General features: G+C 68.4%; 14 protein-coding genes. 12 read left to right on the top strand and 2 right to left on the bottom strand.

Going from position 1 to position 14,463, the window contains the following annotated elements; all coding sequences use genetic code 11:
- Positions 1–115: 115 nt before the first annotated feature.
- The 6 genes from AC25YV_RS03800 (at position 116) to AC25YV_RS03775 (ending at position 5,465) form a co-directional block, all read left to right on the top strand.
- Positions 116–424 carry a helix-turn-helix domain-containing protein gene (locus AC25YV_RS03800; protein ID WP_488122513.1) on the top strand — a complete coding sequence of 103 codons (309 nt, stop codon included), beginning with the start codon at positions 116–118 and terminating at the stop codon, positions 422–424.
- A gap of 291 nt (positions 425–715) precedes the next feature.
- Positions 716–1,204, top strand: coding sequence for a 50S ribosomal protein L10 (rplJ, locus tag AC25YV_RS03795; RefSeq protein ID WP_488122512.1), 489 nt, complete (start codon positions 716–718; stop codon positions 1,202–1,204).
- Positions 1,205–1,253: 49 nt separating this feature from the next.
- Positions 1,254–1,637 carry a 50S ribosomal protein L7/L12 gene (gene rplL / locus AC25YV_RS03790; protein ID WP_488122511.1) on the top strand — a complete coding sequence of 128 codons (384 nt, stop codon included), beginning with the start codon at positions 1,254–1,256 and terminating at the stop codon, positions 1,635–1,637.
- Positions 1,638–1,877: 240 nt separating this feature from the next.
- On the top strand, positions 1,878–3,185 hold the full coding sequence (locus AC25YV_RS03785) for an ABC transporter substrate-binding protein (RefSeq protein WP_488122510.1): 1,308 nt from the start codon (positions 1,878–1,880) through the stop codon (positions 3,183–3,185).
- A gap of 28 nt (positions 3,186–3,213) precedes the next feature.
- Entirely contained in the window at positions 3,214–4,578 is a 1,365-nt protein-coding gene (locus AC25YV_RS03780; RefSeq protein WP_488122509.1) for a carbohydrate ABC transporter permease, read from the top strand.
- The gene (locus AC25YV_RS03775; RefSeq protein WP_488122508.1) at positions 4,575–5,465 is read left to right on the top strand and encodes a carbohydrate ABC transporter permease; all 891 of its coding nucleotides are present in this window, start codon (positions 4,575–4,577) and stop codon (positions 5,463–5,465) included. Before AC25YV_RS03780 ends, AC25YV_RS03775 begins: the two co-directional genes overlap by 4 nt.
- 13 nt (positions 5,466–5,478) lie before the next feature.
- Here AC25YV_RS03775 and AC25YV_RS03770 read toward each other — a convergent pair whose 3' ends face one another.
- Together AC25YV_RS03770 and AC25YV_RS03765 are read right to left on the bottom strand one after the other, a co-directional pair.
- A complete protein-coding gene (locus AC25YV_RS03770) occupies positions 5,479–6,150 on the bottom strand; it encodes a DUF305 domain-containing protein (RefSeq protein ID WP_488122507.1) in 672 nt (223 codons plus the stop codon).
- A 2-nt stretch (positions 6,151–6,152) separates the two neighbouring features.
- On the bottom strand, positions 6,153–6,869 hold the full coding sequence (locus AC25YV_RS03765; RefSeq protein WP_488122506.1) for a thioredoxin-like domain-containing protein: 717 nt from the start codon (positions 6,867–6,869) through the stop codon (positions 6,153–6,155).
- 283 nt (positions 6,870–7,152) lie between these two features.
- Between AC25YV_RS03765 and AC25YV_RS03760 the strand changes: the two genes are divergently transcribed.
- From AC25YV_RS03760 to AC25YV_RS03735, 6 genes are all read left to right on the top strand, one after another.
- Positions 7,153–8,481, top strand: coding sequence for a multidrug effflux MFS transporter (locus tag AC25YV_RS03760; protein WP_488122505.1), 1,329 nt, complete (start codon positions 7,153–7,155; stop codon positions 8,479–8,481).
- Positions 8,482–8,597: 116 nt separating this feature from the next.
- The gene (locus tag AC25YV_RS03755) at positions 8,598–9,254 is read left to right on the top strand and encodes a phosphatase PAP2 family protein (protein ID WP_488122504.1); all 657 of its coding nucleotides are present in this window, start codon (positions 8,598–8,600) and stop codon (positions 9,252–9,254) included.
- A gap of 30 nt (positions 9,255–9,284) precedes the next feature.
- Positions 9,285–11,180, top strand: a complete 1,896-nt coding sequence (locus AC25YV_RS03750) for a helicase HerA-like domain-containing protein (protein ID WP_488122503.1) — start codon at positions 9,285–9,287, stop codon at positions 11,178–11,180.
- Between the two features lie 25 nt (positions 11,181–11,205).
- The gene (locus AC25YV_RS03745) at positions 11,206–13,545 is read left to right on the top strand and encodes an FdhF/YdeP family oxidoreductase (RefSeq protein WP_488122502.1); all 2,340 of its coding nucleotides are present in this window, start codon (positions 11,206–11,208) and stop codon (positions 13,543–13,545) included.
- Between the two features lie 9 nt (positions 13,546–13,554).
- Positions 13,555–14,031, top strand: coding sequence for a MogA/MoaB family molybdenum cofactor biosynthesis protein (locus AC25YV_RS03740; RefSeq protein ID WP_488122501.1), 477 nt, complete (start codon positions 13,555–13,557; stop codon positions 14,029–14,031).
- A complete protein-coding gene (locus AC25YV_RS03735) occupies positions 14,028–14,456 on the top strand; it encodes a molybdenum cofactor biosynthesis protein MoaE (RefSeq protein ID WP_488122500.1) in 429 nt (142 codons plus the stop codon). Before AC25YV_RS03740 ends, AC25YV_RS03735 begins: the two co-directional genes overlap by 4 nt.
- Positions 14,457–14,463 lie beyond the last annotated feature (7 nt).

The raw sequence follows: 14,463 nt of genomic DNA, 5'->3' as shown, positions 1-14,463 counted from the left end.
CGACCCTACGCCGCCCCACCGGACGGCACGGCGCGGCACGCGCGGTTCGTGATGGTTATAACCGCGCGCCCTCGATCTGTAGCCTTTGCCCGCGCCCCTAGGTACACACTGGAGAATGCCCTCCAAGAACACCGACCCCCGAGTCGAACTCGGTCGTCGTCTTGCGGCCCAGCGGTTGGCGCGGAAGCTGACCGCAGAGGGGCTCGCGGCCGTCGCCGACCTCGACGTGTCGAACATCCGCAAGATCGAGGCCGGGTCGAACCCGCAACTGGTGACGGTTCTGAAGATCGCCGGCGTGCTCGAGGTCGACATGGGTGAGCTGTTCCGCGGTATCGACCCGTATGGGCTCACCGGAGAGGATCGGCCCACGCGCGTCTCCGAGGTCGACCCGCGGTTCTGGCGGCCCCGTGACCGGATCGCCTGACGGTCGGACGGGCGCTGCGACACGGCGTGCGTTCCGAGGGGCGCGCGATTTGGTGCGCAGCGCGGTGTGACGTACCCTGGGTGAAGCCAAAGACCGCCGGTCATCGGCGTGCGTGTGAGCGCACATCGATCGAAGCTCTGCGACATGCAGGGGCCCGCGCAGGTGTCACGAACTTCTTCCAAAGCTCCGTGCGCTTGCGCCGGAGCTTTTTTGATGTCCAGACGGAAGAACCGGATGCCTGCGGCTGACGCTCCGCCATCGCGGAGCATCTCACACACATAAGGAGTGACCATGGCGCAGAAGGATGCATCGGTCGCCGAGCTCACGAAGAACTTCGAGGACTCGACTGCCGTTCTGCTGACCGAGTACCGCGGTCTGACGGTTGCTCAGCTCAAGGAGCTGCGCAACAACATCCGTCAGGACGCGGAATACGCCGTGGTGAAGAACACGCTGACCAAGATCGCCGCGAACAACGCGGGGATCACCTCGATGGACGAGGGCCTCAAGGGCCCGTCGGCCATCGCATTCGTGCACGGCGACTTCGTCGCCACTGCGAAGGCTCTGCGTGACTTCGCCAAGGCCAACCCGATGCTCGTGATCAAGGGTGGCGTTTTCGAGGGAAACCCCCTCACCGCCGACGAGGTCAACAAGTACGCCGCGCTCGAGAGCCGTGAGGTTCTGCTTGCAAAGGCTGCGGGCATGATGAAGGCGACGATGGGCAAGGCTGCCGCGACCATCGACGCGCTTCGCGAAAAGCTGGAGACCGCCGAAGCCGCGTAAGCGACTGGCGATCTCGTCTCACAAACCCCATCAATCTAGGAGATACATCATGGCCAAGCTCAACACTGAGGAACTGCTGCAGCAGTTCGCCGATCTGACCCTCGTCGAGCTCAGCGAGTTCGTCAAGGCGTTCGAGGAGAAGTTCGACGTCACCGCTGCTGCTCCCGTCGCCGTTGCCGGCGCCGCTGGCGCGGGTGGCGAGGCCGCTGCCGAGGAGGAGAAGGACTCGTTCGACGTCATCCTCGAGGCTGCCGGCGACAAGAAGATCCAGGTCATCAAGACCGTCCGCGAGCTCACCTCGCTCGGTCTCGGCGAGGCCAAGGCCGTCGTCGACGGTGCACCCAAGGCCGTCCTCGAGGGCGCGAGCAAGGAAGCCGCCGAGAAGGCCAAGGCTGCGCTCGAAGAGGCCGGCGCGACCGTCACCCTCAAGTAATCGCGATCAGCGATCTCCACGTCTTCTGACGTGACGCCGAAGACCCCCGGGTTCACCCGGGGGTCTTCGTGCATTCCGCGGTCGGGAGCGGGCGAGTATACCGATGCGGTCGCACGGCAGAAGGGGGGTTGCCGCGCGGGACGTGGGGTCCTACGGTGACCAACGTGGAAGCGATTCCGCATCGCTCCCACGACACAGCGCGCACGTACACCGTGCACCGCAACACCGAAGGGGATCGCAATGAACGCACGCACTCATAGGCGCAGTGCCGCTTCCATCGCTGCACTCGGAGCCGCCGGTCTGCTCATCGCCGGATGCGCCGGCGGTGGGGGAGACGGCGGCGGAGAGACCGTCGAGGGAGACTTCTCAGGCCAGACCCTCAAGGTCGCCGCGGCCTGGTCAGGAGCCGAACAGTCCAACTTCGAAGCGGTGCTGCAGAAGTTCTCGGAGGACACCGGCGCCCAGGTCGACTACACGAGCTTCGGTGACAACGGACCGACGTTCCTGCAGGGACAGCTCGAAGGAGGCTCGCCGCCCAACGTCGCGGTCATCGGGCAGCCGGCGCTCATGCAGTCGCTCGCTGCCGCCGGTGACCTCATTCCGCTGAGCGACGCGACCCGCAGCGCCGTCGAAGAGAACTACTCCGACAGCTGGATCGATCTCGGTTCGGTCGATGGTGAGCTGTACGGCGTGTGGTTCAAGGCCGCCAACAAGTCGACGGTCTGGTACAACGCCGACATCTACGACGAAGCGGGAGCGTCCGCCCCCGAGGACTGGGACGGCTTCCTCGAGCAGCTGCAGCTGGTTCAGGACTCCGGCTACTCCGGCATCTCGGTCGGCGCCGACGTCGGCTGGCCGCTCACCGACTGGTTCGAGAACGTCTACCTCCGCACGGCGGGGGCCGAGAAGTACGACCAGCTCACAAAACACGAGATCCCCTGGACGGATCCCTCGGTCGCCGAGGCGCTCGAGGTCATGGCGACGCTGTGGTCGAGCGATGTGCTGCAGCCCGGAGGTGCGCAGCGCACGTTCCCCGAGAGCGTCACGGCCGTGTTCGGCGCAGACCCGCAAGCGGGCACCGTGTACGAGGGGGACTTCGTCGCCGGCAACATCACCGACGACGGCAACTCCGTCGTCGGCGAGAACGCGCTGTTCTATGACTTCCCGTCGATCAACGGCTCGGCGCCCGCCGTCGTCGGCGGCGGCGACGTCGCGATCCAGTTCGTCGACGACGAGGCGACCGATGCGCTCATGCAGTACCTCGCATCGCCCGCGGCGGCCGAGATCTGGGTGCCCAACGGTGGCCTGACCTCGCCGAACCGCAATGTCGACACGTCGCTGTACCCCGATGACACGGCACGAAAGATCGCCGAGGCGCTGACGGGTGCCGAGACGTTCCGATTCGACATGTCCGACCTCACGCCGAGCGCTTTCGGAGGCACGGCCGGGACCGGGTTCTGGCAGATCATGATCGACTTCTACGCCGATCCCACCGACATCCAGGGCACGATGGAAGCCCTGGAAGCGGCAGCCGTTTCGGCGTACTGACACTCCGCCACTCAGGATCGGACACACCGTGACCGCTCTCGTCGAGACCGCAGCGGACCCGAACCGGGGGGCCGAGCCGACCGCTCGGCCCCCCGGCAAGGGCCGCCTGCGCCGCGCCCTCATCGTCGCGTCGTTCCTCGGGCCCGCACTCGTCGTCCTCGGCGCGCTCGTGGTGTATCCGATCGTCTACACCCTCATCCGGTCGTTCTACAACCAGCGCGGCGATGCGTTCGTCGGCTGGGAAAACTACGTGACGATGTTCACGAACGAGAGCACGTTCACCGCGATCCGCAACAACGTCATGTGGGTGATCGTGGCGCCGCTGGCCTGCACGATCCTCGGCCTGATCTTCGCCGTCCTCCTCGAGAAGCTGAAGTGGAAGACGGCGTTCAAGCTCATCATCTTCATGCCGATGGCGATCTCGATGCTCGCCGCCGGGGTCATCTTTCGCGGCATGTTCCAGGAGGACCCCAACCTCGGCGTCGTGAACGCGGTCATCGTGGGTGTCGACAAGGCGTTCTCGAACGAGGCGGGGTATCCCGGGGCTACCCCGCGCGAGGGCTTCGGCATCATCGCCGACCGCGGCACGATCGCATCCGAGGACGAACTCGCACCCGGCAGCGTCCAGGACTTCCCGCTCGCCGGCATCCGTCAGTCGAACCTGCCGCCCGATGCGACCCAAGCCGCCGAGGCCTCGACGCCGGGTGCCACCGAGATCGCCGGGACGGTGTTCCTCGACGTCGTCTCAGGCGGTGGGGGAGTCAACGGTGAGATCGAGGACGGCAAGAGCGGGCTGCCCGGCGTGCGGGTGGATGCCGTAGCACCGGACGGCTCGATTCGCGGATATGCCACGACCGGCGCCGACGGCACCTACCTCATCGAGGGACTCACGGAGGGCGAGACCTATCGTGTCGCCCTGCCCGCGACGAACTTCGACGAGGGCTTCCAGGGCGTCTCGTGGCTCGGCCCGTCGCTCATCAACGCCGTCATCATCCTGTCCTACATCTGGATCTGGGCGGGGTTCGCGATGGTCATGATCGCCTCGGGGCTGTCGGCGATGGACCGATCGCTCCAAGAGGCCTCGCGCATGGACGGGGCCAATGAGTGGCAGGTGTTCACGAGGATCACCGCGCCGCTTCTGGCCCCCGTGCTCGTCGTGGTGATCGTCACCCTCATCATCAACGTGCTGAAGATCTTCGACCTCGTCTACGTCATACCGCCGGGAGTCTCGAAACCGGCGGCGAACGTGATCGCCGTCGAGATGTGGACCGTCTCGTTCGGCGGGGGAAGCAACCAGGGCCTCGGCTCGGCACTGGCGCTCCTGCTGCTCATCCTCGTGCTGCCGTCGATGATCATCAACGTGCGCCGCTTCCGCGAGGAGCGCAGCCGATGAGCGCGGCGTCAGCGGACCTCAGCATCGTCCGCGGAAAGAAGACCGTCGCGCAGAGGATCGTCGGTGTCTTCACCTCGAGCATCGTCAACATCATCCTCGCGATCGTCGCGGTCTTCTGGCTCGTTCCGACGGTCGGGCTGTTCCTCACGTCGCTGCGCAGTGCGGGCGACAACGCAGGGTCGGGCTGGTGGACGGTCTTCACGAAGCCCGCCGAGCTGACGATCGAGAACTACGCCAACCTGCTCTCGAACCCCACGATCACCGGCTCGTTCTGGAACACGATCGTGATCGCGGTGCCCACGACCGTGCTGGTCGTGCTGCTCGGCGCGTGCGCCGCGTATGCGTTCGCGTGGATGCAGTTCCCCGGCCGCGACTGGCTGCTCATCGTCGTCATCATCCTGCTCGCCGTACCGCTGCAGGTGGCGCTGATCCCGCTCGCACGTCTGTTCGGCACGCTCGGGATCTTCGGCAGCGTGCTGGGAGTCATCCTCTTCCACGTGGCGTTCGGGCTGCCGTTCGCGATCTTCCTGCTGCGCAACTTCTTCACGCAGGTGCCCGCGGAACTGCTCGAGGCCGCGCGCATCGACGGTGCGGGGGACTGGCGGATCTTCTTCCAGCTCATCCTGCCGCTGGGCCTGCCCGCGATCGCCTCGCTCGCGATCTTTCAGTTCCTGTGGACGTGGAACGACATGCTCGTCGCCCTCATCTTCACGAACTCCCAGTCGCAGCCGCTGACGGTCGCGATTCAGTCCCAGCTGCGTCAGTTCGGTGCGAACATCGACGTGCTGAGCTCGGGGGCGTTCCTGTCGATGATCGTGCCGCTCATCGTCTTCTTCGCCTTCCAGCGCTACTTCGTGCAGGCGCTCCTCGCCGGCTCGCAGAAGTAAGAGAAGGAGTGCGTCAGGAAGAGCAGCCCAAGCGCGTCTGGATCGAGCGCATGGCGTCGAGTTCGGCGGTCTGGCCGTCCTTCATGCTCTGTGCGACGGCGAGGGCGCGTGGTTCGGAGCCGAGGTCGAGGAGTGCCTGTGCCATCGGTATGGCGCCCTCGTGGTGGCGGATCATCAGCTCGAGGAAGAGGCAGTCGGCCTCGCGGCCGGTCGCGTCACGCAGGGCTGAGAGCTGCTCGGGCGTCGCCATCCCCATGGCGGCCTCGGCTTCTTGCGGGGTGAGCGGCGACCCGTCGCCGTGAGCGTGGCCCTCGCCGAGGGGCGCCATCCAGGCCATCATCGTGCCGTCGGATTGCGGCAGGCCCCACTTCACGAGCCAGTCGTACATCTCGCCACGCTGGCCCGACTGCGTCGTCGCGATGTCGTACGAGAGGATGCGCACCTCGTCGTCGTCGGTCTTGCGATAGATCTCCATCGCCATCTCGATCGCCTGCGTGTGATGAGCCTGCATGTCGCGGGCGAAGCCCGCCTCGGGCGAGGTGGTGCCGGGAAGCGCGACGGACGCTGACTGCCCGAAGGTCGAGAATCGACCGATCGCGAAGGCGAGGGCCGCGATCGCGAGAGCGGCGAGCGCGATGAGCGCCCAGCGCCTTGCTCCCGAGGCGGACCCCGCCGGCTCTGTCACGACTACTGCTTGCCGGGGCCGTCAATCGCGCCGGAGCACAGGGCGCCCGGCTCGGGGACGAGGTCGGAGCGCCAGTACTCCTCGAGGAACTCATCGATGCGGGGGTCGGCTGCATCATCGACCTTGAGCTGCTGGTTCCACGCGCTGAGCGCGATGGGCGTGTCGAGCCCCTCGAACGGCGAAAGGATCACGTAGCTCGACGGCAGCTTGCTCTTGAGCAGGTCGAGGTCCTCGCTCTGCACGGCGTCGGCGTCGTACGTGATCCACACGGCGCCGTGTTCGAGCGAGTGCACCGCGTTCTCGTTCTGCTGCGGCTCGCTGTAGATGCCGCAGTTCAGCCAGACAGAGTTGTGCGGCCCGCCGGTCGGCGGGGTCTGCTCGTACTCGACGACACCCTCGACGTGGGTCGTGGTGTTCGTGAAGGTCTCGACGCCCTCGATCTCAACGCCCTCGCTGCCGGCCGTGTACGACGCGGGGGGCGCGGGAGCGAACACGAAGGAAGCCACGATCGCACCGATCACGACGATCGCGCCGACGGAGCCGATCGTCCACCACACGAGCTTGCCGCGCTTGCGCTTGGCGAGCTGCTTCTGGTACTCGGCGAGCTTCTCCTGCCGCTTCTGCTCACGCTGCTGCTTGATCGTCAGATCGAGCTTCGCCTGCGTCGCGGGGTTGCCGCTTGTGCGCTTGTCGGAGGGGGACGGAGGAGTCGGGGACATTCGGGTGCTCTCGGCTCGGCGCCGAATCGGGCGCGGGGTGCGGACGGGTCAATACTATGCGGGTGCATGCGATGGATGTCCTGGGAACCGGCCGCGCATCCCCTGAACTCGGGTCGCGCCTGCCGTGCGGCACACGGCCCGTGAGCAGCATCCGATAACATAGCTTCTCGAATCGATTCGATCGACGTCGTCCCCATTGGTGGGACGGTCGACCGCCGACTTCTTCACGCCCTGTCGGCCTTTCCGGCAGTTGGGCGCCGCCGCCTCTGAAACGAACACAATCTTGCGCGATACCGCTTCCGTCCCGGTCGTCCCCTCGACCTCGGCGCCCTCGACCGGGGCCATCCGCACGCTCGGAGCCAACCCGGCCACCGCACCGATCGTCCTGCACCCGGGCGATGCGCTCTCGACGCGCCGCCGCGTGCTCTACATCATCCTGCTCGGCGCCCTCACCGCGCTCGGCCCGTTCACCATCGACCTGTACCTGCCGGCGTTCCCCGCGCTCGAGGCCGATTTCCAGACGACGTCGACCGCCATCCAGCTCACCCTCACGGGAACGATGATCGGCTTCGCGCTGGGCCAGCTCATCGTCGGGCCGCTCAGCGACAAGGTGGGGCGCCGGATCCCGCTGCTGGCCGTCACCGCCCTCCACGTCGTCGCCAGCTCGGCGGCCGCCTTCGCCCCCACGCTCGAGCTGCTCTCGGTGACGCGCGTGCTGATGGGTGCGGGCGCTGCGGCGGGCGGCGTCGTCGCCGCCGCTGTCGTGCGTGACCTGTTCGGCGGACGCCGCCTCGTCGTCATGCTGTCCCGCCTCGCGCTCGTTTCGGGCGTCGCGCCGGTGCTCGCGCCGCTTGTCGGTTCCGCGCTGCTGCTCGTGATGCCCTGGCGCGGTATCTTCATCGTGCTCGCCGTCTACGGCGCGCTCATGCTGATCTCGGCGGTCGTGTTCATCCCCGAGACGCTCCCTCCCGCTCGGCGCAGCGAACAGGGCACGACGACCGTGTGGCAGCGCTACCGGAGCGTGCTGGGCGACCGGGTGTTCCTCGGCGTCCTCGTGATCGGCGGCATGACCTTCAGCGGGCTCTTCTCGTACCTGTCGGCGTCGTCCTTCCTGTTCCAGGGGACGTACGGCTTCGACCCGCAGCAGTACGGCCTGCTCTTCGCCGCCAACTCGATCGGCGTCGTGGTGGGCGTGCAGGCGGCCTCACGTCTCGCCGCGCGCTTCGGCCCGCAGTGGGTCATGGCGTGGTCGACCGTCGTGCTCGTCGTATCGGCATCGGCCATCGTGATCACCGATCAGCTCGGACTCGGGCTCTGGGGCACGGTCGTGCCGCTGTTCGTCTTCATGACCGCGTGCGGCTTCACCTTTCCCTGCGTGCAGGTGCTCGCACTGGACCGGCACGGCAAGGCCGCCGGAACGGCGCAGTCGATCATCGGGGCGACCAACTTCGGTGTGGCCGGACTCGTCTCGCCGCTCGTGGGGTGGATCGCCAGTGACGCCGGCATCACCGCCACGACGATGGCAGGTGTCATGGTCGGCTGCTCGGTGATCGCCGTGCTCGCGCTGTGGTTCATCGTGCGCCCGCGCACGGTCGGTCCGCTCGCGCCGTAGCGCCCCGCAGCACGCTCACCCCTCGGCCCTGACCGTGATGGCGGCGGCCGGATGAATGAGCGGTGGCTCGTGCGCGCCGACGCCGAGGGTGCAGCGCCTGCGGGCACAATGGGGGGATGCCGCAACGGAAGCTCGTCGTCCCAGGCACGGTGCCGCTCCTCGTCTGGGGTTTCGTGCTCGTGGCTCTTGCGTGCGCGCTCGGGGGGTGGGTGCTCGCGCAGGGCAACGGCCCCTTCGCCGTGGACACGTGGTGGAACGGCGTGCTGGCTGACCTCGAGGGCTCGACGCTGTCGGGGTTTTCGCTCGTGATGGCGTTTCTCGGTGGGGGGTGGTTCGGGATCTTCGTCGTGCCGCTCGGCGGCGCGCTGGTGCTCGTGCTGGTGCGACGACCGTGGTCGGCGGCGTACTTCCTCTTCGCTCAAGCCGTGTCGGCGGGGATCGTGCAGGTGCTCAAACGGACGTTCGGTCGCGCGCGGCCCGAGGACATCATCATCATCACCGACTTCGGCTCGTTCCCGTCGGGCCACGTGGCCGGTGCCGCGACGCTCGCGACGGTGCTCGTCGTGATCTTCCCGCGGGTGGCTGTTCTGGTTCTCGGCGTGGTGTGGGTGCTGCTCATGGCGCTCAGCCGGACGGTGCTGCACGCGCACTGGCTCAGTGACACCGCCGGCGGTGCGCTCATCGGCGTAGGAGCGGCGCTCCTGGTCGCCGGCGCGATGAGTCGGGTCCTCGCTCGCGAAAGGCCCGAGCAGCGCCTCGCCTCCGGTCTGTAGAGGCTGCGGGGGCGTCGCTAGGCTGTGCGCATGACCGAGCCGGACGCCGTCGCCGAAGCCGAACTCGCACGTCTGCGGGCCGAGGCAGAAGCCGCCGAAGCCCAGCTCAAGGTCGCCCAGGCCAAAGCCGCGCTCGCCGCGGCTGAGGCCCAGGCGGCGAAGGCGCGAGCGGGCATTCCCGCCCCGCCGCCGGCGCGCGGCGATCAAGAAGGAGCGGCGACGAACGAGCCCGAGGTGCCGACCGCCTCGCCCGAGTCTTCCGCCGCCGTCGACGGCGAGTCGCCGCAACCGACAGGCACCGGTCCCCTCGATGAGGCCGCCGTCGCCGCGATCGTGAAGGGCTACACCTTCGACGCCGAGACGCTCGACCTCGGCGCGCTCGTCAACACCGATCCCGTCGCGTCGGCGCAGATCCGGATCCCGATCGCCATGACGAACCGCCACGGCCTCGTCGCCGGCGCGACCGGCACGGGCAAGACCCGCACGCTCCAGGTGCTCGCCGAACAGCTCGCGGCGAAGGGGGTTCCCGTCTTCGCCGCAGACATCAAAGGCGACCTGTCGGGAGTCGCGACGCCGGGCGAGGCGAACGACAATCTCCTCGAGCGCACGCGCGCGATCGGTCAGGACTGGACGCCCGCGGCCTCGGTCACGGAGTACTTCGCGCTCGGCGGCATCGGCAAGGGCGTGCCGGTGCGCGCGACCGTGAGCGGATTCGGTCCCCTGCTGCTGAGCAAGGTACTCGGTCTCAACCAGACCCAGGAGTCCAGCCTCGGCCTCGTCTTCCACTACGCGGACCACAACGGCCTCGCCCTGGTCGACCTGTCGGATCTGAGGGCTGTGCTCACCTACCTCACGAGCGACGAGGGCAAGGCCGAGCTCAAGGAGCTCGGCGGTCTGTCTGCGGCGACGGCGGGTGTCATCCTGCGCGAGCTCATCACGTTCGCGGACGACGGCGCCGACGTCTTCTTCGGCGAGCCCGAGTTCGATGTGCGCGACTTCCTGCGCACCGCTGCCGACGGACGCGGCGTGATCAGCCTGCTCGAGGTGCCCGGCGTCATCGACAAGCCCGCTCTGTTCTCGACGTTCCTGATGTACCTGCTCGCCGAGCTCTTCGAGATCCTCCCCGAGGTCGGCGACCTCGATAAGCCGAAGCTCGTGTTCTTCTTCGACGAGGCTCATCTGCTCTTCACGGGTGCGTCGAAGGATTTCGTCGCCGCGATCACCCAGACCGTCCGGCTCATCCGATCGAAGGGCGTCGGCGTCTTCTTCGTGACGCAGACCCCCAAGGATGTGCCGGCCGCCGTGCTCGCACAACTGGGCTCGCGCATCCAGCACGCCCTGCGGGCCTTCACGCCCGATGACGCCAAGGCGCTCCGCGCCACCGTCGGCACCTACCCGAAGTCCGGCTACGACCTCGAACGCGTGCTGCAGGAGCTCGGCACGGGCGAGGCGATCGTGACGGTGATGAGTGAGAAGGGCGCGCCGACCCCCGTCGCCTGGACCCGGCTGCGCGCACCGCAGGGACTCATGTCCCCGACATCCGATCCCGCGATCGAGGCGACCGTGAAAGCCTCGCCCCTGCTGGCGGCCTACGGCACCCCGATCGACCGCGAATCGGCGCGCGAGATCCTCACCGCCAAGATGCGCGCCGCCGACGAGGCCCAGGCCGCCCGGCAGGCCGAACTCGACCGGGCGAAGATCGCCGCCGAGCTCGCCACGCAGCAGGCCGCGATCGACAAGGCACAGGCGGATGCCGACCGCAAAGCCCAGAAGGAGTACGAGCGGCTCCTCAAGAAGACGAGCGGTTCGTCGCGCACATCCAGCCGTGCACCGAAGTCCGGGCTCGAGCAGATCCTCGGATCGACGTCGACGCGGACCGTGCTGAACGGCGTCATCCGCGGGATCTTCGGCACAGGCCGCCGCTGACCCTCGCAGGTCATAGCCTGGGGGCATGGCGACGAAGCCCCCGGCATCCGATATCGACGAATCGCACCTGCGTGTCACGGAGCCCAAGCGCGCGGCCGCCGGCATTCCCGCGGTGTTGCACGCGCTGCAGGTCTCGGTCGACCAGATGGGTCTCGTGCGGTCGGCGCAAACGCTTCTGCGGATGAATCAGAAGGACGGCTTCGACTGCCCCGGCTGTGCGTGGCCCGAGGAGGACAAGCGTCACGTCGCGGAGTTCTGCGAGAACGGCGCGAAGGCCGTCGCCGAAGAGGCGACTCTGCGCCGCGCGGGGCCGGAGTTCTTCGCGGCGCACTCGATCGACGAGCTCGCGGGGCACGACGACTGGTGGCTCGGGCAGCAGGGACGGCTGACGCATCCGATGATCCTCGACGAGGGTGCGACGCACTATCGGCCGATCGAGTGGGATGACGCGCTGCGCGAGATCGCCGCTGCGATCTCGGCGCTCGACGACCCTGACGAGGCGGCGTTCTACACGTCGGGCCGGACGTCGAACGAGGCGGCGTTCCTGTATCAGCTGCTCGTGCGCGGAATCGGGACGAACAACCTGCCGGACTGCTCGAACATGTGCCACGAGTCGTCGGGCTCGGCTCTCACCGAGACGATCGGCATCGGCAAGGGCACGGTCTCGATCGAGGACATCCACGAAGCCGACCTGCTGATCGTCGCGGGGCAGAACCCGGGCACGAACCACCCGCGCATGCTCTCGGCGCTCGAGAAGGCCAAGAAGCACGGGGCGAGGATCCTCGCGGTCAACCCGCTGCCCGAAGCCGGGCTCGTGCGGTTCGAGAACCCTCAGACGCTGAAGGGGATGATCCTCGGCGGCACCGAACTCGCCGACGAGTTCGTGCAGATTCGTCTCGGCGGCGACCAGGCGCTCTTCCAGGCGATCGGCAAGCACCTGCTCGAGGCCTCGGCGGTCCCCGCCACCGATGCGCTGGACCACGAGTTCATCGCTCGGTACACGAGCGGGTTCGACGCGTACCGACAGGCGATGGCAGATGCCGCGTGGCCCGACCTGGTCGCGGCGACGGGGCTGTCCGAAGGCGAGCTGCGGCGCATCGCCGAGGTCGTGCGCGGCTCGAAAGCGACGATCGTGTGCTGGGCGATGGGACTCACGCAGCACAAGCACTCGGTGCCCATGCTGCGTGATGTCCTCAGCGTTCTGCTGCTACAGGGCAACATCGGCCGCCCGGGCGCGGGAGTGTGCCCCGTGCGCGGTCACTCCAACGTTCAGGGCGACCGCACGGTCGGCATCTACGAGAAGCCCTCGGCGGGCTTCCTCGATGCCCTCGATGCGGAGTTCGGCTTCCATGCTCCGCGCGAGCACGGGTACGACACGGTCGAGGCGATCCGGGCGATGCGCGACTCACGCGTGCGGTTCTTCATGGCGATGGGCGGCAACTTCATCTCGGCGACGCCCGACACCGCGGTCGTCGAGGCGGCCGTGGCTCGCGTCGACCTCACGGTGCAGGTCTCGACGAAGCTGAACCGCTCCCATGTCGTGACGGGCCGCCGGGCGATCATCCTGCCGACCCTCGGTCGCACCGACCGTGATGTGCGGGCCGGGCGCGAGCAGCGCGTGACCGTCGAGGACTCGATGGGCGCCGTGCACGCATCGCGCGGACGCCTCGCCCCGCCGACGGGCGACATGCTGAGCGAGGTCGCGATCGTCGCCCGGCTGTGCGGGCTGCTGTTCTCGTCGCCGGGTGCCACGGCCCGGCCCGCGCGTGCCAACGCGCCCCGCGCGGACTGGGCCGCCCTCGAGACGGACTACGCGCGCATCCGCGCGCACATCCAGCGCGTCGTGCCCGGCTTCGACGACTACGAAGCACGCATCGCGAAGGGGGCGACCCTGCGGCTGCCGAACGGTCCGCGCGACTCCCGCCGGTTCGACACGGTCGACGGGCGTGCACGGTTCACGGTCAATCCGCTCGAGTACCCCCGCATCCCGCACGGCCGCCTGCTGCTGCAGACGCTGCGCTCGCACGACCAGTACAACACCACCGTCTACGGCGCCGACGATCGCTACCGCGGCATCAGCGGGGGGCGCCGCGTCGTGCTCGTGCACGCCGACGATATCCGCGACCTGGGCTTCGCCGACGGTGAGGTCGTCGACCTCGTGTCCGAGTGGACGAACGCCGCAGGCCGGACCGAGGAGCGCACCGCCGAGGCCTTCCGCATCGTCGCCTACCCGACGCCCCGCGGCAACGCAGCGGCCTACTATCCCGAGACGAACGTGCTCGTGCCGCTGGACTCGGTCGCCGATGTGAGCGGTACGCCGACGTCGAAGTCGGTCATCGTGCGGCTGGAACGGCGCGACTCCTAGGCTGGAGCCATGTTGCGCGCCGCCGTGATCACCGTGTCCGATCGCTCCGCCGCGGGTGAGCGCGACGACGCGAGCGGGCCGGTCGCTGTCGACGCGCTGCGCGAGGCCGGGTTCGCCTGCGACGGAGCAGTGATCGTGCCTGACGGGGCCGACAGCGTCGAGCGTGCGCTGCGAAGCGCGATCGACGCGGGTGCCCGTCTCGTGGTGACCACGGGGGGAACGGGCGTGTCTCCCCGCGACGAGACGCCGGAGGGAACCGCGCGCGTCATCGAGCGGACCGTGCCGGGGATCGCCGAGGAACTGCGCCGCCGGGGCGCCGCCGAGATGCCTGCGGGCATGCTCTCGCGCGGACTCGCGGGCGTGGCGGCGGGGGCGCTGATCGTGAATCTTCCGGGGTCGCCCCGGGCCGTGGCATCCGGAATGCCCCTCGTGCTGTCTGTCGCGCGGCACGTCACCGACCAGCTCCGAGGCGAAGACCACTCATGAGCGGCCTTCGCCTCGCGCGCATCACCGACGAACCGCTCGACATCGCTGCGCACCTCGACGCGGTCGATGACGCCCGCGCGGGGGCAGTGGCGTCGTTCATCGGGCGGGTCCGCGATCATGATCCGGATGCCGCGACCGCCGTCGTCGCCCTCGAATACAGCGCCCATCCCGATGCCGAGGCGAGGCTGCATGACATCGCGTCGTCGTGCATCGGGTCGACGGGGGCGATCGTGGCCGTGTCGCACCGGGTGGGCCGGCTGGAGGTCGGCGACCTGGCGGTGGTGATCGCCGTCGCCTCGCCCCACCGAGCCGAGGCGTTCGCCGTGTGCCGCGACGTGATCGAGGCGATCAAGCGCGACCTTCCGGTGTGGAAGCGTCAGGTCGAATCCGACGGCACGACCGCGTGGAAGGGCATCGGCGGCTGACACCGCG

Source organism: Microbacterium sp. Y832 (assembly GCF_057669765.1).
This window is presented reverse-complemented; position numbering and strand designations above follow the sequence as displayed.